The organism is Paraburkholderia sp. RCC_158, assembly GCF_041355255.1.
In the GTDB taxonomy this organism is placed as follows: Bacteria; Pseudomonadota; Gammaproteobacteria; order Burkholderiales; family Burkholderiaceae; genus Paraburkholderia; species Paraburkholderia graminis.
Window position 1 is genome coordinate 734,184 of the sequence record NZ_JBFUPM010000001.1, and the last position, 24,181, is coordinate 758,364.

The window sequence follows — 24,181 nt, forward strand, 5'->3', positions numbered from 1 at the left end:
GGCCTCGCGCATTCAAGGAGGACACACGCATATGTCAAAAGCAAACGCCGACGCGCTATTAGCAGGCAACCGCGTCACACTCGCGAATTACCAAGCGCGGCACTTCGGCTGGTCGGTCGCGAACAAAGTCGCGACGATCACGCTCAATCGCCCCGAGCGCAAAAACCCGCTTACCTTCGAATCGTATGCGGAGTTGCGCGACCTGTTCCGCCAGCTAGCGTATGCGACCGACGTGAAGGCCGTCGTGATCCACGGCGCAGGAGAGAACTTCTGCTCGGGCGGGGACGTGCACGACATCATCGCGCCGCTGATCGATCTGCCGATGCCCGAACTGCTGCTTTTCACGCGCATGACGGGCGACCTCGTCAAAGCGATGCGCCATTGTCCGCAACCGGTGATTGCCGCCGTCGACGGCGTGTGCGCCGGCGCAGGCGCGATTCTCGCGATGGCGTCCGACATGCGCCTTAGCACCGCGCGCAGCAAGCTCGCCTTCCTGTTTTCGCGCGTCGGTCTCGCGGGTTGCGACATGGGCGCTTGCGCGATTTTGCCGCGCATCATCGGTCAAGGGCGCGCCGCCGAACTGCTTTTCACGGGACGCTCGGCGAGCGGCGACGAAGGCTATGCATGGGGTTTCTATAACCGGCTTTGCGAGCCGGCCGCGCTTCTCGACGAAGCGCAGAAGCTCGCCGCCGATCTCGTCGCCGGTCCGACATTCGCGCACGGCATCACGAAGAAGATGCTGCACCAGGAATGGAGCATGAGTATTGACGAAGCGATCGAATCCGAAGCGCAGGCACAGGCCATCTGCATGAGCACTCGCGATTTCGAGCGCGCATATCAGGCGTTCGCTGCGAAATCGCGCCCTGTGTTCGAGGGAGATTGACGTGAGCGCCGATAAGCACATCGATTTGCATAGCGCGCTTGCGTGGCCTTTTTTCGAGCCGCGTCATCGTGAACTGGCTGCGGGCATCGAGGCCTGGTGCCGCGAAAATCTATCGCATGCCGAACACACGGCAAACGTCGAGCGCGATGATGTCGATGCGACCTGCCGCCGGCTCGTGCGCGAACTCGGCGCAAGCGGATGGCTTAAGTATGGCGTCGGCGGCGTCGCTTACGGCGGCCACGGCGACACCATCGACACGCGCGCGGTCTGCCTGCTGCGCGAAACGCTGGCCAAACATTCGGGCCTCGCGGATTTCGCACTCGCGATGCAAGGCCTCGGCTCAGGCGCGATCTCGCTCGGCGGCACGCATGAACAGAAAACTCGCTACTTGCCGCGCGTGGCGAACGGCACCGCGATTGCGGCCTTTGCGTTGTCGGAACCGGAGGCGGGCTCGGACGTCGCCGCCATGTCGCTGGCTGCGCGCGAAGACGGCGACGCCTACATACTCGACGGCGACAAGACGTGGATTTCGAACGGCGGCATCGCCGATTTCTATGTCGTGTTCGCACGCACCGGCGAAGCGCCGGGCGCGCGCGGCATCAGCGCGTTTATCGTCGACGCGGATACGCCTGGACTCGAAATCGCCGAACGCATCGACGTGATTGCGCCGCATCCGCTCGCGCGTCTGCATTTCGCGGGCGCACGCGTACCGCGCAGCCAGATGCTCGGCGCGCCTGGCGAAGGCTTCAAACTCGCCATGCGCACGCTCGATATTTTCCGCACGTCGGTTGCGGCCGCGTCGCTCGGATTCGCGCGGCATGCGATGGCCGAAGGACTCACGCGCGCCGCGTCGCGCAAGATGTTCGGCCAGACGCTCGCCGATTTTCAACTGACGCAAGCGAAGCTCGCGCAGATGGCGTTGACCATCGACAGCAGCGCGCTCCTCGTCTATCGCGCGGCCTGGTTGCGCGATCAGGGCGAAAGCGTGACACGCGAAGCGGCAATGGCGAAATGGCACGCGAGCGAAGGCGCGCAACAGGTCATCGACGCCGCCGTGCAGCTTCATGGCGGTATGGGCGTGCAAAGCGGCGTGCCGGTCGAAATGCTGTATCGCGAGATTCGCGCGCTGCGCATTTACGAAGGCGCGACGGAGGTGCAGCAATTGATCGTCGGCCGTGATCTGTTGAAGGCGCACGCAGCCGCAAGCGCCGCCGCTGGAGAGAGCGCGAAATGACCACGCACTTCGAAAGGCCCGTACGTATCCGCTTTTCGCACTGCGATCCTGCGGGCATCGTGTTCTTTCCGCAGTATCTGGTGATGACGAATGCGCTCGTCGAAGACTGGTTCAACGAGGGCTTGCACATCGACTATGCGCAGATGATCGCCCAGCGCCGCATCGGGTTGCCTATCGTCAAACTCGACTGCGAGTTCTCGCGCCCGAGCCAGATGGGCGAAACGATCATGTTGACGCTGAGCGTGAGCGCGATCGGCCGACGCTCGATCAGCATCGACATTCTCGGTCATTGCAACGGCGAGACACGTTTCCGCGCGAAACAGGTACTCGTGACGACGTCGCTTGAAAGCGGCCGGTCGATCGACATTCCCACCGACATCGCCAACGCACTCGCGATGTTCGCTCCCCAGCCCGAATTCAGCGAGGCGCAACGCTCATGAAAAAAGCACTTCTTCCCGCCGGCTGGATCAAGCCACGCGGTTACGCAAACGGCGTCGCGGCAACCGGCACGCAAGTGTTCATTGCAGGCCAGATCGGCTGGGACGAACAGGCGCAGTTTCAGACCGACGACTTCGCCGGCCAGGCGATTCAGGCGCTCAGAAATGTACTCGCCGTGCTGCACGAAGCCGGCGGCAAACCCGAGCATCTCGTGCGAATGACGTGGTACGTCACCGACAAACGCGAGTACCTGGACTCATTAAAGGAAATCGGCCGCGCGTTTCGCGAGTTGATCGGCGACTACGACATCGCGATGAGCGCGGTGCAAGTCGTCGCGTTGATCGAGGACGAAGCCAAGGTCGAGATCGAAGCCACCGCCGTCATTCCGCAGTAAGGACACGCAAGCTCTCGTCAACTGAAGCGCATTGAGCCGGCTCGATACCGGGGAGACCACGATGGAACCGTCAGCACACGTCGATACTTTCGCGCGCGACAATCTTCCGCCGCAGGATCAATGGCCTGTTTTTCTGCTGGACAACCCCGACGTCGCTTATCCGGCGCGTTTCAATTGCGCAACGGAGTTGCTCGATGGCACGATCGAAGCAGGTCACGGCGAGCGTCCGGCTGTTTGGTCGCTGGTGGACGGCGAGCCGCGCGCCACCACGTATAACGAGTTGCTCGCGATGGTGAATCGCAGCGCGCATGTACTCGTCGATGAAATGGGTTTGCATCCTGGCAATCGCATTCTGTTGCGCGGGCCTAATACGTTGCAGATGGCGGTCGCCATGCTTGCGTCGCTGAAGGCCGGGCTTGTTGTCGTGCCGACCATGCCGCTGTTGCGCGCGAAGGAGTTGAAGCAGATCATCGTGAAGGCGCAGGCGAGCGCCGCGCTTTGCGATGCGCGCCTGACCGAAGAACTCGCGCGCTGCACAAATCCACAAGACGAGTTCTATTGCGCGGAGTTAAAGCAAACACTGCTGTTTCATGACGATGCAGCCGATTCGCTCGATACGCTCGCCGTCAATAAGCCCGACGACTTTACCGCATGCGATACCGCAGCCGACGACGTCTGTCTGATCGCGTTCACGAGCGGCACGACAGGCGCGCCAAAAGGCTGCATGCATTTTCATCGCGACGTGTTGGCGATGTGCGATCTGTTTCCGCGTCATGTGTTGCGCCCTTCCGCCAGCGATATTTTCTGCGGCACGCCCCCGCTCGCTTTCACATTCGGGCTTGGCGGCTTGCTGTGTTTTCCGCTGCGCGTGGGGGCGTCGACGGTATTGATCGAGAAACTCACGCCCGAGACGTTGTTGCAGACCGTCGAGCGTTTTCACGCGACGATCATGTTTACAGCGCCGACTTTTTATCGGCAGATGGCGCCGCTCATTCCGCATCATGACGTGTCGAGTTTGCAGAAGACCGTATCGGCCGGCGAGGCATTGCCTGATTCGACGAGGCGTTTATGGCACGACGCGACGGGCATCGACATGATCGACGGAATTGGCGGCACCGAGTTGATCCACATTTTTATTTCGGCGCAGGGCAGCGAGATACGCCCGCATGCCATTGGCCGCGCGGTGCCGGGCTACGTCGTGCAAGCCGTGGACGACGCGATGCAACCGGTTGCGCCGGGCACCATCGGCAAGCTCGCGGTGCGCGGGCCGACCGGCTGCCGTTATCTCGCCGATGACCGGCAATTGAAATTCGTGCGCGACGGCTGGAATCTGCCGGGCGATTCGGTTTATATCGACGCAGACGGCTACGTGTTCTACCAGGCGCGCGCCGACGACATGATCGTTTCAGCCGGCTATAACATCTCCGGTCCGGAAGTGGAAAGCGTGTTGCTGCAACATGAAGCCGTGGCCGAATGCGGCGTGATCGGCGTGCCGGACGACACGCGCGGGCAGATCGTGAAGGCGTTCATCGTGGTCAATCCCGGCTATACAGCCGACGACAAACTCGTCGCACAGTTGCAGGAATTCGTGAAGAATACGGTGGCGCCGTATAAGTATCCGCGCGTTATCGTGTTCGTCGATTCACTGCCGCGCACCGAAACAGGCAAGCTCAAGCGCTTCGAATTGCGTACGATGGCGTAGCCCTCTTCCTCGCCAATCTCGAAAGACCTCAGGAGACACACGCATGGCCGGCTCTTTCATCGAAGTTGTCGCCCAGGACGGCGGCCGTTTCAATGCCTACGTGGCGCGTCCGGCGCAAGGCTCGGGCCCTGGGCTCGTTCTGCTGCAGGAAATTTTCGGCATCAACGAGACCATGAAGGGGACGGCCGAGCGCTTCGCCGAAGAAGGCTATGTGGTGCTGGTGCCCGATCTGTTCTGGCGCATCAAGCCAGGCATCGAACTCGGTTATGGCGACGCCGACATGAAGCAGGCGCTCAACTATCTGGCGCAATTCGACACCGATCTTGCCGTCGACGATATCGCGGCCACCGTTGCCGCGTTGCGCGCGATGCCCGATCAGGCCGGCAAGGTCGGCGCGGTCGGATACTGCCTCGGCGGCAAGCTCGCGTTTCTGAGCGCCGCGCGTACCGATGTGGATTGCGCGGTGAGTTACTACGGCGTGGGCCTCGACGCGTATCTGGACGAAGTACCGGCCGTGCGTTGTCCGATGGTGTTTCACTTCCCCGAGAACGATGCGATGTGTCCGCCGGAAACGCGCGAGCGGATCAGCGCTGCATTGCGCACGCGTCCGCAAATCGAGCAGTACGTGTACCCCGGTTGCGATCATGCGTTTGCCGCGCCTACGCGTCCGCAATACGATAAGCCGGCTGCAATGATGGCGTACTCGCGCACGCTTGCGCTGCTGCGCAAAGTACTCAGGCCTGTCTACGATCTCAACGCGTTGTGGGAAGCGCATTGCTATCACGAGTTCGCGACGCGCGACGTGGAAGCGGTCATGCCGACGATGGTCGCCGAGCCTTACGTCAATCACGTGCCGACGATGACCGGCGGTGTCGGTCATGACAATCTCAAGCGCTTTTACACGCATCACTTCGTTAACTCGAATCCGCCCGACACGAAGCTGATTCCGATTTCGCGGACTATCGGCGCAGATCGTATCGTCGATGAATTCATTTTCAGTTGCACGCATAGCTGCGAAATCGACTGGCTATTGCCGGGCGTCGCGCCGACGGGAAAGTACTTTGAAGTGCCGATGCTGGCTGTGGTGTGCTTCCGCGGCGACAAGCTTTATAACGAGCACATCTACTGGGATCAGGCGAGTGTGCTGGTGCAGGTGGGCTTGCTCGATCCCGAGGGATTGCCGGTGGCGGGTATTGAAAGCGCGCGTAAGTTGCTCGATGAGAGCTTGCCTTCTAATGAGTTGATGGGTAGCAAGTCGCGCGTGTGACTCTTTGTTTCGTGCAAGCGTGTGGCTAGAGGCCCGCCTCTGCACAATAGCCCTATGATGTGACGTTCCATTGGCCACCGTTTATCGATCCATGCTGACTGTCCATCATTTGAATAACTCGCGCTCGCAACGCGTCTTGTGGCTGCTCGAAGAACTCGGCGTTCCGTACGAGATCAAGCGCTATGAGCGCGATCCAAAAACGATGCTCGCGCCGCCCGAGTTGCGCGCGGTGCATCCGCTCGGCAAGTCGCCGGTTATTACCGATGATGGGCTGACCATCGCCGAGTCGGGCGCGATTATCGAATATCTGGTCGACAAGTATGGACAGGGGCGCTTTGCGCCAGCGGCCGGCACCCCCGAGCGTTTGCGTTACACGTACTGGCTGCATTACGCGGAAGGGTCGGCGATGCCGCCGTTGCTGCTGAAGCTGATCGCGCTGCGTATCGCGAGTGCGCCGATGCCCTTCTTTGCGAAGCCGATCGCGCGAAAGATTGCCGGGACGCTGCAATCGGGTTTCGTCGATCCGCAGTTGAAACTGCATCTTGGGTATATCGAGGAGCAGTTGAGTAAGAGCGCGTGGTTTGCTGGCGATGAGTTTTCTGCCGCCGATGTGCAGATGAGTTTTCCGCTTGAGGCGGCGACGGCGCGCGGTGGGATGCGGCTGCCTGCTGTGACTGCTTTTTTGCAGAGGATTCATGCGCGCGCGGCGTATCGGCGGGCTTTGGAGAGGGGTGGGGAGTATGGGGTTGTGGGTGGGGGGTGAGGGACGCTCAGGACCAGGCTAGCCAAGCGCGACGAGAAGCAAAAAGGGCAGGCAATGTGTCTGCCCTTTTTACTTGCGGCTCCAAGTCATTTTCTTATGAATTGTCGCTTGGGTTGGCGAGCCAGACATCGATCTCGGCATCGGTGATGGTTTGCGGATAGGCTCCCTTCGTTGAAACTATCGCCGTACGTTTCGATACGCTGCCATCCGGACCGTAACCATACTGAACCGCCAGATAGCGCGCCTGTTGGCCCTTGGCGGCGCTCGGTTTCTCGTTGTATTCGAAAGAAGATACACGCCCGCGCACGTCATAGCTGACGCCTGCCTGACCGCTATTTTCAGCAATCTGCATCGCTATTCGAGGCGTCACGACGCAGCGTTCTCATTTGCCAACCCGACACAGCGTCGCGCGTTGTTGCGATGTTTCCTCGTATGTCGTACGTGTAGCGCCAATCTTCAAGCGTCTTGCCATCTCGCACGACTCTGACCGGCAGAAGCCGGCCGGTGCCATCGCCTACGCGAGAGCCGGCGGCAATCGACTAAACGGCTCCTCAGTCCGATGGCTCGGTTGGCAACGGTCTGGCTCATTCGCTTCATTCTTTCCGTCCTATTCGCTCGAGCCGCGCGGTCGCCCGCGATCTGAGCGTCGTATAGGCGCACCGTCGAGGCGTCCTCCCGTTCTCGCATCGACGTGCAAGAAAAACCAGTGGTCATGGCCCAAACGAGAACGCTCGCTCCTCGCGGGACCGTCGCTCATCCTCCGACTCTGACTGTGCAGAAAAACCGCCTCATCGTCGGCGGAAATTTCCAATGTTTTTAAATGAAACGTCCGCGAAATCGCGGGCAACAAATAGCTCAAACTATTACGGAAAGCTTATCGAATAAAACAAGGACAAAAATGAAGCGCCGCAAATATCCGGTCGCATGTTTTGCGATGCTGGGCCGAATTCTCGCTGCATTGATATTAATTTTCGGCGCTTCGGTAGGACGGGCAGATGGGGGAGACTCCTCATGTCTATCTTTGTACCCGCAGTCTGGGGCGGTACAAGGAACGCCGTCTTGCCGACTTACGACGACTTCGAACACTCCATCGGGAATGGGATCGTATGGCTGCCGCAATAACGCCGACCTGATCACGCAATGGTGCAATTCTCCGCCTGACGGGACGCCGGAAGACAGTTGCCCTGTAGGCGATCCCGTCTATCCCGCGACTGGCTCGACGACAATAGCGGAAACCGATTTCATTAGCGGTGACGATGTGCCCTTAGCCTTTCGGCGCACCTATCGCGCACAACCCATGACGCGCAACGATGCAGGAGTCGGGTCTCTATGGGTTCATAACTGGCAGATGAAGCTCGGGCTGGCCAACGCCGCTAGCAGCAACGCACAAGTCTTCGCTTATCGCGCCGACGGCAATCGCATTACCTTCAACAAGGTGGCGGGCGCATGGCGAACGGCGGGGTTCAGCGGCTTGGCGCTCGCACAAACCGGCTCGGCGTGGACGTTGAGTGATCTGGCGGCCGGAATTGTCGAGACTTACTCATCCCAAGGCACGTTGCTATCCGTCAACATGAGTAATCGACGCATGATTACGCTTACCTATAGCGATGCTGCCACGCCGTTAACCATCGCGCCGGCTTAGGGGTTGCTCATATCGGTCACGCAACATGCGATTGGCTATCCCGTTTTTTTCGATGTCACCATCCGGCTGGCGTATGACAAGAAGTGGAGGCTTTCGCAGATGACTGACCCAACGGGTGCAGTCACACAGTACGCCTATGACTCACTAAACAATCTCGTATCGGTAACATGGCCGGACGGAAATGTGCGCCGCTACCTCTACGAAGATTTGCGCTTCGGTGGGGCACTAACGGGACTTATCGACGAAAGCGGAACGCGGGTTTCCACGTGGACGTATGACAGCAAAGGCCGGGCAACGGGGGTGAGGCATCCCGATGCTTCGCGTAACGTGCAGTTGTTTTACGGGAATGGAACCAGCACCGTCTCCGACGCTACTGGCTCGAATACGTTGAACTACTCGTGGCTTGGCAACATGCTGCGCAACGTCACCGGAAGTTCGCCGACAGGAGCGAATACTTCGACGTACGACACTTCCGGCAATTTGCTTACGCAGAACAATCCGGCCGGTGGGGCCGAGTACGTCTATGACGATGTAGCACGACCGGTGCGGGCAGTTGTCCATGGAGCTTCCGGCACGACGGTAACATCAGTGCGCTATGCCGACGCTAGCACTCTACGTCCGTATATGATTGCCTCGCCGGGGCGAATGCGCGCATTTGTCTATGACGCGCAAGGGAACACCACAGGTATCAGCGATCTGCCGACCGACGACCCGACGGGCGAACAGGGATTCGACGCGCATACCGCGAATGGACCGCAAATCACCTATGGCGCGGTCTACGAAGCAGGCAACAACCTTGCCTACCTCGAGATGTATCAGGACGGTGTTCTGACAGGTGCATGGTTGGTCACATACGGTCCTACCGGCAATCTGCGGTCAGTAGGAAATCGTTTTCCGAGTCAAGGTCAACCATTGCAACCAATGGTCAGGGCGCGCGACGCCGCGAATCGGCCTGTGGGCATATCAGTTAATGACTTCGCCACGGGCGTCGTCTATGACGGTCGGGGACGAGTCACCAATTTCTCGCTCTATGCGACTCCGAAACCGGAGAGTGGCAACGTTAAGCGAAGATTGTCAATTGCATACGGATATGGTCCGACCGGAAAAGTAATTTCACGCGTCGGCACGTTGGAGACGAATGACGACGGTGGGCTGCCCATAAGCAACGATGAAATAGATCGGTGGTTAAATAACTATGAGAACGGCGTCTCACCCATCGTCCCATCGCCTGCCCTTGTTGGAATCGTCAAAGGCGCGGGGTCCCAGACAGAGATCCGTCCGGTATGCGTGGAGTGCTATTTCAACGCTGGTGGATGGCCGGCCGTCGGCCCGGACCCACGGGCGTTCTACAATTCTCGGACGGGTAAATTGACTGGGGGCGGCCCTGTCGACATCATGAGCGCGCCACCGCTGCAAGGCCCTGCTGGATATTCATCGTTCGATGCGATCGATGGCGGCGGAATGATCAAGTGCAACGACAATGGATGTGCAGAGGAGAAAGCGGCTTGCCGCGTGACCTGCGCGCGCGCGGCAGGCGACTTTAATCAGACCCACGTCTGGACGGGCAAGTTTGCGACTTGCATGAGGAGTTGCATACCGGCGAGATGCGGAGGATTTTGAAGGTGTGATGACGAGTGCCAGGCAATTGACTCAACGATTTACGAAGAATGGAGGGCGCAAGCCAATGATAAGGTCAGTTCATAAATACCCGGAAAACTACGATCCGCACGCCGACAATGCGCCTTTGACAGCCGCACAGCAGGAAGCGGTCAATCGGCTCACAGAGGCCGATCTGCATGCTATAGACGCTGCGATCATCGCCAACATTGTCGACAATTGGCGGAAGGTCGCCAGAGTCGTGGGGACTACTATGAACGAATTCGCCGACCAGTCGTTATACCCGGGTTTGGGCGATGTCTTCTACGCGCAGCGGATAAGGCTGATGGTCGAGAAGGGTCTTGTCGAGGCGGTCGGCGATCTGAAGCGCATGGGCTATAGCGAAGTCCGTTTGCCACAGCCGACTAGTAGCGAGTGCGCGCCGGCATCGACCGACGGGACATAACCTCATTGCCGCTTTGACAGAGAGGCGCGGCAAACGGCGCGGCTGCTAACCATTGCGCGCCCCACCCGCCCAGGAATTCGTAGTTGTGACGCAAAACTCGCGGGTGCTAGACTGAAAAACCCCTCGTCCTCAACAACTTGCCAATACGTTGGTCAACCTCGGGTTGATCAACATCGCGCCGGGCGGCGGGCCCGTCCGGCATCGCATTGAAACAGCCCACGTTTGCTCGAAGCCGCCGGCAATTTCAAACGATCGCGGCACAGGAGCCTTCGCATGACCCATTCCATCCACGGCAATAAACGCTGGCTCGCGCTCATGGTGCTGTGCCTCGGTGTGCTGATGATCGTGCTCGATACGACCATCGTGAACGTCGCGTTGCCTTCTATCGCTGCGGATCTCGGCTTCACGGAAACATCGCTCGTGTGGGTCGTCAACGCGTACATGCTGACGTTCGGCGGCTGTCTGCTGCTCGGTGGACGGCTCGGCGATCTGTACGGTCATCGCAGATTGTTTCTCGGCGGCATTACGCTCTTCACCGTGGCATCGCTCGCGTGCGGCCTCGCCAATTCGCAGATCCTGCTGATCTGCGCGCGCGCCGTGCAGGGCCTGGGCGGCGCTATCGTATCGGCCGTGTCGCTGTCGCTCATCATGAATCTGTTCACCGAGCCCGGCGAGCGCGCGAAAGCGATGGGCGTCTATGGCTTCGTCTGCGCGGGCGGCGGCAGCATCGGCGTGCTGCTCGGCGGATTGCTGACCAACCTGCTGAGCTGGCACTGGATCTTCCTCGTCAATCTGCCTATCGGCATTGCCGTGTACGCGCTGTGCGTCGCGCTGCTGCCGTCCGCGCGCGGCCACGCGCATGGCGAACGGCTCGACGTGGCCGGCGCCGTGTCGGTCACCGTGTCGTTGATGCTCGCCGTCTATGCCGTGGTCAACGGCAACGAAGCCGGCTGGACGTCGGCGCAAACGCTCGGCTTGCTGCTCGTCGCGCTTGCGTTGCTCGCCGCGTTCCTGATCATCGAGTCGCGCGTGCAGCATCCGTTGATGCCGCTCGGCCTGTTCCGCTTGCGTAACGTGGCGACCGCGAATGTCGTCGGCGTGCTGTGGGCCGCGGCGATGTTCGCGTGGTTCTTCATTTCCGCGCTGTATTTGCAGCGCGTGCTCGGGTATCGGCCGCTGCAAGTCGGGCTCGCGTTTTTGCCGGCGAACCTCATCATGGGATTCTTTTCGCTGGGGCTGTCGGCGCGCGTCGTGATGCGCTTCGGTCTGCGGATTCCGCTCGCGGTGGGTCTGCTGGTTGCCGCGTGCGGTCTTGCGCTGTTCGCGCGCGCGCCGGTGGGCGGCAGCTTCATCGTCGACGTGTTGCCCGGCATGATGCTGCTCGGCTTCGGCGCGGGCATCGCGTTCAATCCCATGTTGCTCGCGGCGATGAGCGACGTCGATCCCGCCGATTCGGGGCTCGCGTCGGGCATCGTCAATACGTCGTTCATGATGGGCGGCGCACTCGGCCTCGCGGTGCTCGCGAGTCTCGCGGCCGCGCGCAGCGGCGAGATGCTGTCGACGCAAAACGCGCTCGCCGCGCTAAACAGCGGCTATCACGTGGCGTTTGCGGTCGGCGCGATCTTCGCGGCGGCGGCGGGCGTGATCGGCGGTGTGATGCTGCGCGCAGGACGGCCGGGCGCTGCGGATGCTGGCGCTCATGCGGATGCGGGTGATGGACATGGCGTGTCCGCTGCCGAACGTCCGCGTTCGGCGGGGAATACGGCGGCGACGGAGAACGTTTGATCGGCGGGCGGTGCGTGATGCGCGGCACGCGGCTCGCTGGCTGCTGAGCGAGGGCTGGCTGTCGCGCTCACGCTGGTCGCAGTGGTCACAACGCTCGCGCCGCTTGCATCGCGTGCATGAATTGCAAAACCGCAAGCCCGATCAAACGCACGCGTTCGCAGCTAGCTATGCTGGCTTCATGTTGACATGAGAGCCGCTATGAATCCGGTAGGAAAAGCGCTGTGGTTTATCGAAAGCCACTTTGCCGAAGAACTCACGCTCGACGACATCGCCCACTGTGGATGCGTGTCGCGCTTTCACCTCGCGCGTGCTTTCGAAGCGGCGACGGGCGTGCCGGTCATGCGCTACGTGCGCGGGCGTCGCTTGAGTGAGGCTGCGCGTCGGCTCGCGGACGGCGCGCCGGACATACTGACGGTTGCCATCGACGCCGGTTACGGCTCTCACGAAGCATTCACGCGCGCGTTTCGCGAGCAATTCGGGCTCACGCCCGAAGCGCTGCGCGCGCGTGGTCATCTCGACAATCTTGTCATCGTGGAGCCGATCAAAATGGACGAAACTCTTCTCACGCATCTGGAGCCGCCGCGCTTTGAAGACGGCAGGCCGTTTCTCGTCGCGGGTCTGAGCGAGCGCTATACGTGCGAGAGCGCCGCCGCAATTCCATCGCAGTGGCAGCGCTTTAACGAGTACTTCGGCAAAGTGCCGGACCAGGTGGGCAACGTCGCGTATGGCGTCTGCTACAACGCGGACGATGCCGGCAACATCGACTACCTGTGCGGCGTCGAAGTCAGCGATTTCTCGGCCTTGCCCGCCGAATTCAGCCGCTTGCGGATTGCCGCGCAGCGCTATGCGGTGTTCAGCCATCGCGAGCATGTGTCGACGATACGACGCACGTGGAACACGATCTGGAACACGTGGCTGCCGGCATCGGGACACCTTCCCGCCGATGCGCCCAACTTCGAGCGCTATGACGAGAAGTTCGACCCGGTTAGCGGGATGGGCGGGTTGGAGATCTGGTTGCCTTTGAAGGCGTGATGCGGGTTGGTTTGTGGATGGGCGCGGTCGGCGGGCATTTTTATGCTGCCCGCCGTGGTCCTTGGCTTCCTTTGCCTTTGTCTTTGTGACTCAGTGAGGCGCGGCGGGCGGCTGCGGCGTCGAGTCCACTCCCAATGCAGCGGCGTTTTTCGCGAACGACGTTTTTGCCGCGTTTTCCGTTTGCCGTAGCCTCCTGCGACGCGCCGCCTTTCTGCGCTGCCTCCGCCAGCAGATTCGCCGCATGGCGCGCGGTGATGCGGCTGTGCGGGACGCCCTTTGCATCCAACGCGATGACCTGAAAAAGCTCGCGGTCGCATTCGAGTTCCTGCTGATATTGCTCTGCCGTGTCCACCAGCAATTCGATCAGCTTCTGGCGACGCTGACGCTCGTCGCGCGTGAGCGCAGGATTCCTATGTATCGACGACGCGAGTGTGATCAGTGTGTCCAATTGTGTCAGGCTCCGGTCGCAGAGGTCGAAAGCTGACAGGGCGAGCTTTTCGTACTGAAGGGCGTCGACGGGGGGACGGGTGGGCGTCGTGGGTTGAAGCTTGAGTGACTTTTTGGTCATGGTGCGATCTCCCTGTGTTTCGGTAGGTCGCCCGGGCACTCGGTTTAGCGTGGGTGAGCGGGCGCGAAGTAGGGTTGACAGACCGGGACATAAACAAACCGGCGAGCCTTGCGGCTCCCCTACCAAGGCCCGCCCATTGAAATATAGACGTGCAGAGGTAGACGCACGACCCGCGTGAGCGGGTGTGCGGTTTATGCCGCAGGCTGTCAAACCTGGCCGCTGAGTGTTTCCCAGCGACTGGATGATTATAAGGGAGGCAGGCCAGGACATTGCCGAGCAAATGAATGGAACGCTCTCATTGGGGAACCGAACAAGGCGAGCAGGGTTCGGATTATTAGGAAAGGTCACTCGCTCGTGTAGTCCGCGCTTGTGGGATAGTCTGGCGGCGGAGGCTGGAACTGTTCTGAAGTGCACGGAAATTTCACACGCTCTCTCAGTGGGCGGCGATGAGCATGATCTGACGCCTTGAAACCCAGATTTTCTGGCATTCGACCTCGTTCTTATATTTTTCGCTTCTTGCTGCTTGGGCTATTGTTTGGGATGGCGGGTAATGGGCTATGGGACGTGTTTAAACCAGGAGCGGACAGTTACCTAGATACACTGAGGAGTCAGCGCCATTCGCTTATGTTTATCTTCGGGATATTTGTTTTGAGCTTCCTGTTGATGCTTCTGCCTCTGGACAAAATACGCTTAAAACTGGGGCGGATAAAATAGGCGCCGCTCTTGACAGATTAGCCGACGGGAGAGCCGATGTAAGGAAAAACGTCGTGCACGCCAGACAGCGGTCGAACCGTCGCAGCACCAAATAACCGGCGAGGCAAATTTGGCCTATAAGTTTCCGCTGTCGACGTCTCGTGAGAGACAAATAAGACTACGACGGCTGATCGCAAGCGGACTGCGAAAAGACCGGTGTCCCGTTCTCAATAGTTAAAACAGAGACCTGCTTATCCCCGAGATGTTGCGTCAGGACACCAGTGGGAATGTTTTTGCACGCACGATCATCTACATATTCGGTCCGCGCCAGGACGAGCGCGGGAGCACTGAATTTCTGTAGAGCGGCGATTCCTAGCTGCGGCAGTTCCAACAACTGCGAGGCAACCAACAGCAATCCGACCGGGGTCAAAAGTGAAATTGCATCGGGTAGGACATTCCGACGGCGGTGCTCGTCGTTACCTTGCGATAGACGTTGGCGGGAGAGGCCCGTACGCAACATTCTTCCAATAATTCTCGGCCACGACGCGAACAACAATAGCACCGCACAGACCGATATTAACGCGCTACCGAACTGGAGCATTCGAAAGATGCTGTATGGTCCTGACATCACACCAACAAAGATTGGAAAGTACTTCGCATCCGCATGGGTCAGCTGCCGAACTGCCGCCGCTGCGTCGCTCCGTCCGAGCCATAAGGCAACGGAAAAAAGACTCGCATAGAGCAACTTTCCCAGTGTACCGCTCCAAGTTAGCTTGGCTATGGTTCTAATTGCAACCAAGCCGTGTCTAAAAGCCCCCAGCCCGATAATCCACTCCGTAGCGATCATGAATGACATTGCTGACTCGGTCGGCTTCATGAACGCACCCAGTACCGTCCCGGCCAACGAGAGCATGAGCGCAATGCCATAAAGGAACGGGACATCGGGTGGAATGCGTGCCAACCTCTTCACGAACCGCCGGGCGCGAATGCCATGGATCACATATAGCGTGCGAACCGGCCTTAAATATTCTTTCCATTCTCGGTACAACCCAACCGCGAGGAATAAGACCAGTCCGGCTCCGAGCATCTTCCCACCGTTCGCCGGAAAATAGTGCAGTACGAGCAATGCAATGATAATGAACAGTGCACCACGTGCCCTGCCATTGCGCCACAATAAGGAAACGACCTCAAGCAATCGAGAATTCATTTAGTACTTTAAAATTGGTCGTACGGAAAAGCTCGCGGCCTTAACCCAACTGCATACGGACGCGAAGCGAGTGTCTTTGCCAAGAAAAGCTTGACACCATCTATTTGACGGCCCGAATGCTCCATACTTGAGCGCTGGCTCACGTTTCGGTCGGCAACTTTGCGGCGCGATCTCAACCGTGAGCCGGTCTGAACTGAAGCGGCCATCTTGGTTCGTATATCAATCGTCTAATGTCTGACGCTCTTCCGATCTGCAGCCGTCAGCAGAGCGTCCCGATATTCTTGGCATCAACTCGGGAAAACGGCAGCGTGCGCTCGTTATTTTTCGTTGAATGGCCGCTACGGCATGATGCGAGAGCGAACGCTAAACTCTACTCCTTAACTCCACAGATCACCTATCCCCCCTTGACCACCCACCTCCGCCCCGCCACCACCTCCGACGCCCCGCTCATCCTCCACTTCATCACCGAACTCGCGGTGTACGAAAAGGCCGAGCATGAAGTCGTCGCCACCGTCGCAGACATCGAAGCAAGCCTGTTCTCCGACGCATCGACAGCAACCGCGCTCATCTGCGAAATGAACGGCGAGCCCATCGGCTTTTGCGTCTACTTCTTTTCTTACTCCACGTGGCTCGGCAAAAAAGGCCTGTATCTCGAAGACCTGTACGTGTCGCCGAAAGCGCGCGGCAGCGGCGCGGGCAAACTGATGCTGCGCCACCTCGCGGCCATCGCATGCGAGACCGGCTGCGGCCGCTTCGAATGGAGCGTGCTCGACTGGAATGCGCCCGCCATCGGTTTCTATGAATCCATCGGCGCGAGCGCGCAAAGCGAATGGGTTCGCTACCGGCTCGCCGGCGAAGCGCTCAAGGCATTTGCCGCAGGCGACACGTCGAACGCTTCGCCCGTGGCAAAAAACGTCCCGCCCGCGACGTAATGGCAGGTGCGAAGCTCGGGGTCGTCGCCGAAATGCCAGCGGTTGTTCGAGTAGACGCGGCTGTCCGCGTACGCCGCCACCACTTCGCCGATAATCAGATCGTGACGCTGGCTGTCGTCGGGAATCACCTTGCACTCCATCCACGCGATGCAACCGGCCAGCATCGGCACATCGATTTTTTCGGCGGCGAAAGTTCCGAGCTCAAAGGCTGAGAACTTGTCGACTTCGAGCCCCGCGTTCGTGCCCACGGCCAGCGTCTGTGCGGCGAACTTGCGGCTCGGCAATTGCAGCCCGAACACGCCGCTCGCTTCGATCAATTGACGCGTGAGCGTGCGGCTGTCCACCACCACGATCACCTTCGGCGGGTCGAAGTCGAGCGGCATGGCCCACGAAGCCGCCATCACGTTCGAGCGCCCGCCATGCGCGCTGGTGATGATCGTCACAGGTCCATGATTGAGTAACTGCGTGGCCCGCGGCAATGCCACGGGTTCCCGGGTAGCTTGCATACTTGGTTTTTGCCCGAAGGTCTGGTTTTGTCAGGGCGGCAGCCAGCAAGCCGCCGCCCTTCATGCGTCAATGCGGCGCTTTGCCGTTGGGAACGGCGTCCACCGGCTTATGCTGCTCTTCCCCGAGGCCGGGGAAAAACGCGTTCCATGCGGCTCGCACGCCGTTTGCCGCAGTGGCCTCGGCGTCGATGGGTTCATCGGCGCCTTTGGCCTCGGCTGCGGGTGCGGCTTCGGCGCCGTCGGCGGTCGCCTCGGCGTCGCCCTGCGCCTTGCCGTCAGCCGCCTGCGATGGATCGGCGGACAGCCCGCGCCAGTGCGTGAACGCGTCGTCCGGCTTGTCGGTCCACTCGCCCTCGCCGAATTTCGCAAAGGCCGTGTCCCCGCTCGTCAATTGCACCTCGTACCAGCCGTCGCGCGCGGGCGAGTGAGCGGCCAGTTCAAACCACGGGGTCGGTTCGATTTCCTTCATGTCATCTCCACTCGGATAAATCGTCATAGAAAACACACCAAAGGGAAGCTTCATGCCCGGACTGCACAACCATCCGGCGACGCGCACCAGACGGCGCGCGGAACATGATGCGGGCGATCGGTCGACATCGCCTGTCCGGTGTCGCCGCGCATAAACGACACGATAGCGCGACATGGGCCGCGCGGACAAACCCAAAAACTTATGCGCGACGCCGACGCGGTTTTTCGATGCCCGCAGCCAGTTCCGCGAGCACGCGGACGGCCGGCGTGAGCTGCTCCGCGGCGGTGTTGCCGTAGCCGATCACAAGGCCGTTGGTGCCCGCTCGCTGCTCCAGCGCGAAGCTGGACAGCGGCCGCGGGGCGAGGCCTTTGGCGAACGCGCGTTCGGTCAGCGTGTCGTCGTCGATGCGGGCCGGCAGGCGCAGCGTCAGATGCATCCCGCAGTCGCCGCCGAGAATTTCAGATGCGGCGAAGTGCTCCGTAAGCGCTTCGCGCAATGCCTGCTGCCGCTCGCGATAAAGCCGCCGCATGCGCCCAAGGTGCCGCCCGAATTCGCCGCCTTCCATGAAATGCGCGAGCGCAAGCTGTTCCAGACGATGCCCGCCGCGCAGCATCTCGTACAGCGCGACTTCGGCATGCGCGGCGATGGGGGGCGGCAACACCACGAAGCCGATGCGCAGCGCCGGAAACATCGTCTTGCTGAACGAGCCGACGTAGAGAACCGGCGCGTCGTCCACGAGCCCTTGCATGCTCGCGATCGGCTCGCCGGAGTAGCGGAATTCGCCGTCGTAATCGTCCTCGATCACCCACGCGCCGCAGCGCCGCGCCTCGGCAATCAGCTCGAGCCGCCGCGCCACGGACAACACTGCGCCCGTCGGATACTGATGCGCGGGCGACGTGTAAATCAGCTTCGGCGGATGTGCGGCCCACGCGCCGGGCGGCACGCACATGCCTTCTTCGTCGACGGGAATCGGCTGAACGCGCACGTCGCCCTGTCTGAACGCGGCCTTCGCGCCGCGATAGCCGGGGTCCTCGATCCACGCGACGTCGCCGGGATTGGTGAAAAGCCGCACGCACAGGTTCAGCGCCTCCTGCGCGCCCTCGGTGATGATCACCTGCGAGCCCTCGCAGCGCACGCCGCGCGCCATCCGCAAATGCGCGGCAATCGCGTCGCGCAAGGCCGGTTCGCCGGCCGGCGTGCCGTAGCCGAGCGCGAGCGGCAACGCGCGCTCCATCGAACGTTCGAGTGCGCGCCGCCATGCGGCCAGCGGAAAGCGGTCGAGAGCGGGCGTGCCGGGCGTCAGCGGCAACGCGCCATCCATGTAGGTGCGCGTCGCCTTGAATTCGCCGACGCGAGCCGCGTAGGCCACTTTCGGCGCGGCGGGTCGCGCGGGCGGCTCGGCGCGCGCCGCGCGGCTCGAGAGCGCGGTCACGCGCGTGCCCTTTTTGTCGGCGACCACATAGCCGACCGCCGCCAGGTGCTCATACGCGATGACGACGGTGTTGCGCGACACGCCCATTTCCGCCGCCAACAGCCGCGACGACGGCAGCAGCGATCCGGCCGGCAGGCGTCCGCCGAGAATGGCCTGCTGCAGGCGCTCGATCAGCTGCTTTTGCAGCGGGGCGGTTTTCCCGGCGGCGTTGCCAGCCGCGCTGCGGTCGCTGTTGCCACGGTTCGCGGCCGTATGAGCAAGCGGACCAATAATCTCGATCATGACGGCTGGACCTATCGAATTCGATTGAGCTGGATCTTTTTAACATACCACGATTGCCGTATCGTTCTTCCATGATTTCCACGATCAACGACAACCACGACGCGAGGAGTGCACACATGGAACCGCAACGTAACGCCTTCGACCAGCCGATCGGCGCGCCGCTGCCCGAGTGGCGCGGCGCAAAGCCGCCAGGGCGCGCGCAGTTGGCGGGCCGCTATTGCCGGATCGAACCGGTCGACGTCGACGCCCATGCGGCGGATCTGTTCGACGCCTACGATTCGGCCGACGATGGCCGCGACTGGACCTATCTCGGCGTCGGTCCGTTCGAGAGTGCGGAGGCGTATCGCGAGCATTTGGCGCGGCTCGCCGAATCGGCTGATCCGCTGCACTACGCGGTGATCGACAGCGCGAGCGGAAAAGCGGTCGGCACGTTCGCGCTGATGCGCATCGACCCGGTCAACGGCGTGATCGAAGTGGGGCACGTCGTTTATTCGCCGCGTCTGAAGCGAACGCGCATCGCAACCGAGGCCATGTTTCTGCTGATGCAATACGTATTCGACGAGCTCGGCTATCGGCGCTTCGAATGGAAGTGCGATTCGTTGAACGGACCGTCGCGCACGGCGGCGCTGCGTTACGGCTTCACGTTCGAAGGCATCTTCCGTCAGGCGATTGTTTATCGTCAGCGCAATCGCGATACGGCGTGGTTTTCGGTTATCGACAGCGAATGGCCGGTGTTGCGGCCGAGTTATACGCGTTGGCTGAGTGATGCCAATTTCGATGCCGAAGGCGGGCAAGTGGAAAGGCTGGCTGATTTGATTGCGCGGGGAAGAGCGGCGTCTGATTGAGGCCCGCTGATATCAGTTCGAACGATGAATTTTATAAGCCGGCTTTCGCGCCGGCTTTGCTTTTACATCGCCGCGCCTGGCTCGCGCTTGAACATGATGGTCGGCTGACCTTTATACGTGGTGCGAAGCTGCTCGCGATAGCCGGCCTTGTGCGCGACTCGCAGCGACGCTTCATTCTCCGGCGCGACGATGCATGCCGTTGCAGCGCCCGGCCATTTTTGATCGGCCCATTCCAACGCGGCGCGCACGGCTTGCGTCGCGTAGCCTTTGCCGTGCATCGCCGGACTCAAAGCCCAGCCCATTTCCGGCGTGCCCGCCAATGACGGCTCGATCTCGCGCTGAAAATCGGCGAAACCAACCTCGCCGACAAAGCGCCCGGTGTCCGTTTCGCGGACTACCCAATAGCCGTAATCGAGCAGCGCCCAGTGACCGGCATAGCGCAGCAGACGCGCCCACACTTCTTCACGCGTAAAAGGCTTGCCGCCGATGTACCGGACGACCTCGGGATCGGACCACATAGAGAAGCTGTCGAGGAAGTCGTCGCGCGTGTGTGGGCGGAGGGTGAGGTGGGGGGTGGTGAGGGTGGAAGGAGGCGTGGGCATTTGACTGAGCGGCGGGTCGGCGAGTGAGCTTGAAGATTGAGAAGTTGAACGTTGACGCTCAAAGACGTTGCGCTTGCATCATCGCAGATTCCTCGCGTCTGCAAATTATTGCAGCGATTAGTTGCCGCCGGCGGCTCACGCCAACTCCAAAAACCGCCCCAAACAAGGATTACGATTCGCCGGCGACCACGCCAGCACCTGCTCGACCAAAGGCGCATCCACGAGCGGCTTGAACACCACGCCAGCCAACTGCGCCTTGCGCATTGAAGCCGGCACGAGTGCGACACCCACGCCTTCATCGACAAGACTCAGCACCGTCTGCTGCAATTGCACTTCGAAGCGGATGTCGGGCTCGAAGCCGCCCGAGCGGCAATGCTCGAGGATCGTCGCGCGCAACGTGGGCGCCACTTCCTCGGATGCCAGCACGAACGGTTCGCCGGCCAGTTGCGCGATCCTGAGCCGCCGCGCGCGGGCTCGCGGATGACCACGCGATAGCGCCACGCACAACGGTTCGCGCAGAATCGTGCGCGTCGCGAGTCCCTTGCCCGGCACATGCGGAAACATGATGGCCGCGTCGATATGCCCGGCCACCACCTGCGCGGCGAGATCGTTCGAGACGACCTCGCGCAGACTCAAAGCGACTTCGGGATACGCCGCGCCGAATGCGCGCGCATAACCGGGCACCACGTTATAGGCCGCGCACATCGTGAAGCCGATGGCGAGCTTGCCCGCTTCGCCCGACGCCGCTGCCTGCGCATTGCTCACCGCCTGCTCGACCGACGCGAGGATCGCCTTCGCATCGGCGTAGAAACGCTCGCCCGCGGCGGTCAGCGTGACGCTGCGCGGGCTGCGCTCAATGAGCGTCACGCCGAGGCTCGCTTCCAGCGCCGCAAGTTGGCGGCTCAACGGAGGCTGCGACAAGTTCAGGCGCGCCGCCGCACGCCCAAAATGGCGCGTCTCGGCAAGCATCACAAAATAGCGCAGCGGCTTGATGTCGATCACGTTGGTATCCCCCTTTTCCAACGATGCATAAAAGGTATCGTCGAAGGCAAAAAACGGTATTTGATTGTATCAACGCAAATCACTACGCTGACGGCTCGCCCTTCTATCCGCGTTTATTGCCCGCGCGTTCCACACCGATGTTAGCCACTCTCGAGATTCTGCTTCCCGTCTTCGGCCTCATATTCGCGGGCTTTGCGTGCCGCCGTCGCGGCGTGCTCGGACCGAACTCGGCATCGGAACTGAATCGCTTCGTGGTCTGGCTGGCGTTGCCGGCGCTCCTCTTCGACACGATGGCGCGCGCCACGTGGGAGCAGTTGTATCAGCCGGCGTTCGTCGTCACGTTTTCCGTTGCATGCGCGGGCATCTTCGCGCTGATACTCGTCGTGCGCCTGCTGAACGGACGGCATCTCGCGGACGCGAGTGTCGATGCGATCGCCGCCTCGTATCCGAACACGGGCTATATCGGTTTTCCGCTGGGCATGATCGCGTTCGGCCAGGCGAGCCTCACGCCCACCACCATCGCGACGATCCTGGTCGCGTGCGTACTGTTTGCGGGCGCCATCGTGCTGATCGAAGTCGGCTTGCAGACGGAGCGCACGCCGCACAAACTCGGCCTGAAAGTGCTGGGCTCGCTGGCGCGCAATCCGCTGATCGTGTCGCCGATTGCCGGCGCGCTTTTCGCCAGTCTTCATGTGCCGTTGCCGCCGAGCGCGGAGACCTTTCTCAAGCTGTTGAGCGGCGCGGCCAGTCCGTGCGCGCTGGTGAGCCTCGGCTTGTTTCTCGCGGAAAAGCGTCCTTCCGAATCGGGCACGCGCGGCATTGCGTGGCTGCTCACGCTCGTCAAGCTGATCGTGCAACCGGCGCTCACATGGTGGCTCGCGGCGCGCGTCTTTCGCCTCTCACCCGCGCTCGTCGAAATGGCGGTCGTGCTCGCCGCGCTGCCCACCGGTACCGGCCCGTTCATGCTGGCCGAGTTCTATGAACGCGAGGCGCACATCACATCGCGCACCATTCTGTTGTCAACGGTAGGCTCCGTCGTGACGCTCTCGCTGCTGTTGCTATGGATGGGTCATCGCGCCTGAATCCAAACGCACGCGCACCCACAGCCGCAAAACAACGCGCGCTTTTCCAGCCACGCCGCATCACACGCTAAGATTGAGGCCGCCGGGCCCGCGCGACGCCCGGCACGACAAGACAGTTTGCCTCGGAGAATCTGATGCCTGAAGAGTATGAAGTGCATGGTCCGCACGACCATGCGGTGCAGCACGCCGGTCACCACGACGCGGACTCTTTCGGGAGCCGCATGGCCGTGATCACGGCAGTGCTCGCGACGATCGGCGCGCTGTGCGCCTATCAAAGCGGCAACAGCGAAAACCTCGCGCTGTACTACAAGAACGAAGCCGCGATCAAAAAGACCGAAGCATCGAATCAATGGAATTACTATCAGGCGAAGGGCGAGAAGCAGAACCTCGCGGAGTTGGGCGCGGCGCTGTCCACGGGTCAGTCGGACGAACACGCAAAGTTTCTCGCGGACGTCGGCAAATATAAGCAGCAGAAAGAACCGATCCGCGCCAAAGCCGAAGAGATCGAAAAAGAAGTCCTCGATAACAATGCGAAGAGCGAAGTGCTGCTGCACGGTCACCATCGCTGGGCGCAAGCTACTACGCTGATTCAGGTGGCCATCGCGCTGTGCGCAATCACGTTGCTGACACGCAAGAAGTGGCTGCGCAATCTGTCTTTCGTGGTCGCGGCCGTGGGTGTCGCCACTGGCGCGCTCGCATTTTTCTCGGCTTGATGGGAGCTTCGTGTGATCGATAGTTCAGCCGTTCTCGGCGTGTTATCCGTGTATGTGGCCGGCGTCGTGATTCCAGGGCCGAACTTCGTGGCCGTCGCGCATAAGGCAGCCTCGACCACGCGCACCGAAGCGCTCGCGGTCGTGGCGGGCATCGTGCTCGTTAATCTGTTCTGGGCAAGCTGCGCGATTCTCGGCGTCGGTATCGTGTTTGCGGCGTTTCCGTGGCTGGCGTTTGCCGTGAAGATGGCCGGCGCGGCTTATCTGATCTGGTTCGGCGGACGGCTGATCTTCAAAGCCTCGGCGGGCAACTCGCAACAGATCGCGCAAGCGCCTGGCGGCAGCTTGCGTCAGGCATTCGCGCAAGGCTTCGCGACCAATATCGCCAATCCGAAGTCGGTCGCGTTTTTTGCCGCGGTGTTTTCGTCGGCGGCGCCGCCGCACGAGAGCGTCGGCACGTTCCTCGCGATGCTCGGCATGGTGTTCGTCGTGGCAAGCAGCTGGTATGGCTTTGTCGCGCTGACGTTGTCGCATGCGCGAATTGCATCGGCGTATCGGCGCAGCAAGGCGTGGGTCGATCGCGTGTGCGGCGGCGTGATTATCGCGTTGGGTGTGCGGCAGTTGATACGGTAGGGGGTTGGTGGGGGCG

Annotated in this window: 24 protein-coding genes and 1 pseudogene; 17 read left to right on the forward strand and 8 right to left on the reverse strand. The window is 61.1% G+C overall.

From position 1 onward, the window contains the following. Positions 1-31: 31 nt before the first annotated feature. The 7 genes from AB6809_RS03305 (at position 32) to AB6809_RS03335 (ending at position 6,681) form a co-directional block, all read left to right on the forward strand. Entirely contained in the window at positions 32-883 is an 852-nt protein-coding gene (locus AB6809_RS03305) for an enoyl-CoA hydratase family protein (protein WP_029967141.1), read from the forward strand. Between the two features lies 1 nt (position 884). Next, entirely contained in the window at positions 885-2,117 is a 1,233-nt protein-coding gene (locus AB6809_RS03310; RefSeq protein ID WP_029967142.1) for an acyl-CoA dehydrogenase family protein, read from the forward strand. Next, positions 2,114-2,557 (forward strand): thioesterase family protein, encoded by a 444-nt coding sequence (locus AB6809_RS03315; protein WP_029967143.1) that lies wholly within the window; start codon positions 2,114-2,116, stop codon positions 2,555-2,557. The genes AB6809_RS03310 and AB6809_RS03315 overlap by 4 nt, the downstream gene beginning before the upstream one ends. Beyond that, on the forward strand, positions 2,554-2,949 hold the full coding sequence (locus AB6809_RS03320) for a RidA family protein (RefSeq protein WP_006047318.1): 396 nt from the start codon (positions 2,554-2,556) through the stop codon (positions 2,947-2,949). Before AB6809_RS03315 ends, AB6809_RS03320 begins: the two co-directional genes overlap by 4 nt. A 61-nt stretch (positions 2,950-3,010) precedes the next feature. Further along, positions 3,011-4,651 (forward strand): AMP-binding protein, encoded by a 1,641-nt coding sequence (locus AB6809_RS03325; RefSeq protein ID WP_029967145.1) that lies wholly within the window; start codon positions 3,011-3,013, stop codon positions 4,649-4,651. A gap of 43 nt (positions 4,652-4,694) precedes the next feature. Beyond that, a complete protein-coding gene (locus AB6809_RS03330) occupies positions 4,695-5,918 on the forward strand; it encodes a dienelactone hydrolase family protein (protein WP_029967147.1) in 1,224 nt (407 codons plus the stop codon). A gap of 91 nt (positions 5,919-6,009) precedes the next feature. After that, positions 6,010-6,681: a glutathione S-transferase gene (locus AB6809_RS03335; RefSeq protein ID WP_029967149.1), complete on the forward strand. Its 672-nt coding sequence runs from the start codon at positions 6,010-6,012 to the stop codon at positions 6,679-6,681. Positions 6,682-6,775: 94 nt separating this feature from the next. Here the strand turns inward: AB6809_RS03335 and AB6809_RS03340 are convergent, their stop codons facing one another. Continuing rightward, positions 6,776-7,033, reverse strand: a complete 258-nt coding sequence (locus AB6809_RS03340) for a hypothetical protein (RefSeq protein WP_029967151.1) — start codon at positions 7,031-7,033, stop codon at positions 6,776-6,778. A 468-nt stretch (positions 7,034-7,501) separates the two neighbouring features. Here AB6809_RS03340 and AB6809_RS03345 point away from each other — a divergent pair, with 468 nt between their 5' ends. The 5 genes from AB6809_RS03345 to AB6809_RS03365 all read left to right on the forward strand — a co-directional run bounded on the left by AB6809_RS03345 (position 7,502) and on the right by AB6809_RS03365 (position 13,202). Then, positions 7,502-8,323, forward strand: a complete 822-nt coding sequence (locus tag AB6809_RS03345; RefSeq protein ID WP_307260294.1) for a DUF6531 domain-containing protein — start codon at positions 7,502-7,504, stop codon at positions 8,321-8,323. 3 nt (positions 8,324-8,326) lie between these two features. Continuing rightward, on the forward strand, positions 8,327-9,943 hold the full coding sequence (locus tag AB6809_RS03350) for a hypothetical protein (RefSeq protein ID WP_371025991.1): 1,617 nt from the start codon (positions 8,327-8,329) through the stop codon (positions 9,941-9,943). A gap of 7 nt (positions 9,944-9,950) precedes the next feature. Beyond that, on the forward strand, positions 9,951-10,385 hold the full coding sequence (locus tag AB6809_RS03355; RefSeq protein WP_081652983.1) for a DUF3658 domain-containing protein: 435 nt from the start codon (positions 9,951-9,953) through the stop codon (positions 10,383-10,385). Positions 10,386-10,658: 273 nt separating this feature from the next. Beyond that, entirely contained in the window at positions 10,659-12,170 is a 1,512-nt protein-coding gene (locus AB6809_RS03360; protein ID WP_029967156.1) for a DHA2 family efflux MFS transporter permease subunit, read from the forward strand. A gap of 198 nt (positions 12,171-12,368) precedes the next feature. Continuing rightward, positions 12,369-13,202 (forward strand): AraC family transcriptional regulator, encoded by an 834-nt coding sequence (locus AB6809_RS03365; RefSeq protein WP_029967158.1) that lies wholly within the window; start codon positions 12,369-12,371, stop codon positions 13,200-13,202. Between the two features lie 90 nt (positions 13,203-13,292). Here the strand turns inward: AB6809_RS03365 and AB6809_RS03370 are convergent. Next, positions 13,293-13,770, reverse strand: a pseudogene (locus AB6809_RS03370) (hypothetical protein). Positions 13,771-14,641: 871 nt separating this feature from the next. Further along, the gene (locus AB6809_RS03375; RefSeq protein ID WP_035569684.1) at positions 14,642-15,658 is read right to left on the reverse strand and encodes a hypothetical protein; all 1,017 of its coding nucleotides are present in this window, start codon (positions 15,656-15,658) and stop codon (positions 14,642-14,644) included. Positions 15,659-16,074: 416 nt separating this feature from the next. Here AB6809_RS03375 and AB6809_RS03380 point away from each other — a divergent pair, with 416 nt between their 5' ends. Further along, positions 16,075-16,602, forward strand: coding sequence for a GNAT family N-acetyltransferase (locus tag AB6809_RS03380; RefSeq protein WP_029967164.1), 528 nt, complete (start codon positions 16,075-16,077; stop codon positions 16,600-16,602). On the opposite strand, the gene AB6809_RS03385 is transcribed toward AB6809_RS03380, so the two are convergent. The 3 genes from AB6809_RS03385 to AB6809_RS03395 all read right to left on the reverse strand — a co-directional run bounded on the left by AB6809_RS03385 (position 16,509) and on the right by AB6809_RS03395 (position 19,291). Next, positions 16,509-17,108: a flavin reductase family protein gene (locus AB6809_RS03385; RefSeq protein WP_029967167.1), complete on the reverse strand. Its 600-nt coding sequence runs from the start codon at positions 17,106-17,108 to the stop codon at positions 16,509-16,511. The genes AB6809_RS03380 and AB6809_RS03385 overlap by 94 nt on opposite strands. A gap of 67 nt (positions 17,109-17,175) precedes the next feature. Next, a complete protein-coding gene (locus tag AB6809_RS03390) occupies positions 17,176-17,577 on the reverse strand; it encodes a hypothetical protein (RefSeq protein WP_107707068.1) in 402 nt (133 codons plus the stop codon). A 199-nt stretch (positions 17,578-17,776) separates the two neighbouring features. Continuing rightward, on the reverse strand, positions 17,777-19,291 hold the full coding sequence (locus AB6809_RS03395; RefSeq protein ID WP_029967170.1) for a PLP-dependent aminotransferase family protein: 1,515 nt from the start codon (positions 19,289-19,291) through the stop codon (positions 17,777-17,779). A gap of 116 nt (positions 19,292-19,407) precedes the next feature. Between AB6809_RS03395 and AB6809_RS03400 the strand changes: the two genes are divergently transcribed. Then, the gene (locus tag AB6809_RS03400) at positions 19,408-20,136 is read left to right on the forward strand and encodes a GNAT family N-acetyltransferase (protein WP_371025992.1); all 729 of its coding nucleotides are present in this window, start codon (positions 19,408-19,410) and stop codon (positions 20,134-20,136) included. 62 nt (positions 20,137-20,198) lie between these two features. Here the strand turns inward: AB6809_RS03400 and AB6809_RS03405 are convergent, their stop codons facing one another. Both AB6809_RS03405 and AB6809_RS03410 read right to left on the reverse strand, forming a co-directional pair. After that, positions 20,199-20,738 carry a GNAT family N-acetyltransferase gene (locus AB6809_RS03405; RefSeq protein WP_029967172.1) on the reverse strand — a complete coding sequence of 180 codons (540 nt, stop codon included), beginning with the start codon at positions 20,736-20,738 and terminating at the stop codon, positions 20,199-20,201. Between the two features lie 135 nt (positions 20,739-20,873). Continuing rightward, entirely contained in the window at positions 20,874-21,740 is an 867-nt protein-coding gene (locus AB6809_RS03410) for a LysR family transcriptional regulator (RefSeq protein WP_029967173.1), read from the reverse strand. Between the two features lie 137 nt (positions 21,741-21,877). On the opposite strand from AB6809_RS03410, the gene AB6809_RS03415 reads away from it, so the two are divergent. From AB6809_RS03415 to AB6809_RS03425, 3 genes are all read left to right on the forward strand, one after another. Then, positions 21,878-22,822: an AEC family transporter gene (locus AB6809_RS03415; protein ID WP_006047336.1), complete on the forward strand. Its 945-nt coding sequence runs from the start codon at positions 21,878-21,880 to the stop codon at positions 22,820-22,822. A 134-nt stretch (positions 22,823-22,956) separates the two neighbouring features. Then, positions 22,957-23,535 carry a DUF4337 domain-containing protein gene (locus tag AB6809_RS03420; RefSeq protein WP_307260310.1) on the forward strand — a complete coding sequence of 193 codons (579 nt, stop codon included), beginning with the start codon at positions 22,957-22,959 and terminating at the stop codon, positions 23,533-23,535. Positions 23,536-23,547: 12 nt separating this feature from the next. After that, positions 23,548-24,165, forward strand: a complete 618-nt coding sequence (locus AB6809_RS03425; RefSeq protein ID WP_029967175.1) for a LysE family translocator — start codon at positions 23,548-23,550, stop codon at positions 24,163-24,165. Positions 24,166-24,181: the final 16 nt, after the last annotated feature.

Coding starts and splice junctions, on each gene's coding strand:
- AB6809_RS03305 (WP_029967141.1), top strand. CDS start 32: ATGTCAAAAGCAAACGCCGACGCGCTATTAGCAGGCAACCGCGTCACA.
- AB6809_RS03315 (WP_029967143.1), top strand. CDS start 2,114: ATGACCACGCACTTCGAAAGGCCCGTACGTATCCGCTTTTCGCACTGC.
- AB6809_RS03320 (WP_006047318.1), top strand. CDS start 2,554: ATGAAAAAAGCACTTCTTCCCGCCGGCTGGATCAAGCCACGCGGTTAC.
- AB6809_RS03325 (WP_029967145.1), top strand. CDS start 3,011: ATGGAACCGTCAGCACACGTCGATACTTTCGCGCGCGACAATCTTCCG.
- AB6809_RS03330 (WP_029967147.1), top strand. CDS start 4,695: ATGGCCGGCTCTTTCATCGAAGTTGTCGCCCAGGACGGCGGCCGTTTC.
- AB6809_RS03335 (WP_029967149.1), top strand. CDS start 6,010: ATGCTGACTGTCCATCATTTGAATAACTCGCGCTCGCAACGCGTCTTG.
- AB6809_RS03340 (WP_029967151.1), bottom strand. CDS start 7,033: ATGCAGATTGCTGAAAATAGCGGTCAGGCAGGCGTCAGCTATGACGTG.
- AB6809_RS03345 (WP_307260294.1), top strand. CDS start 7,502: ATGAAACGTCCGCGAAATCGCGGGCAACAAATAGCTCAAACTATTACG.
- AB6809_RS03355 (WP_081652983.1), top strand. CDS start 9,951: ATGACGAGTGCCAGGCAATTGACTCAACGATTTACGAAGAATGGAGGG.
- AB6809_RS03360 (WP_029967156.1), top strand. CDS start 10,659: ATGACCCATTCCATCCACGGCAATAAACGCTGGCTCGCGCTCATGGTG.
- AB6809_RS03365 (WP_029967158.1), top strand. CDS start 12,369: ATGAATCCGGTAGGAAAAGCGCTGTGGTTTATCGAAAGCCACTTTGCC.
- AB6809_RS03385 (WP_029967167.1), bottom strand. CDS start 17,108: ATGCAAGCTACCCGGGAACCCGTGGCATTGCCGCGGGCCACGCAGTTA.
- AB6809_RS03390 (WP_107707068.1), bottom strand. CDS start 17,577: ATGAAGGAAATCGAACCGACCCCGTGGTTTGAACTGGCCGCTCACTCG.
- AB6809_RS03395 (WP_029967170.1), bottom strand. CDS start 19,291: ATGATCGAGATTATTGGTCCGCTTGCTCATACGGCCGCGAACCGTGGC.
- AB6809_RS03400 (WP_371025992.1), top strand. CDS start 19,408: ATGGAACCGCAACGTAACGCCTTCGACCAGCCGATCGGCGCGCCGCTG.
- AB6809_RS03405 (WP_029967172.1), bottom strand. CDS start 20,738: ATGCCCACGCCTCCTTCCACCCTCACCACCCCCCACCTCACCCTCCGC.
- AB6809_RS03415 (WP_006047336.1), top strand. CDS start 21,878: ATGTTAGCCACTCTCGAGATTCTGCTTCCCGTCTTCGGCCTCATATTC.
- AB6809_RS03420 (WP_307260310.1), top strand. CDS start 22,957: ATGCCTGAAGAGTATGAAGTGCATGGTCCGCACGACCATGCGGTGCAG.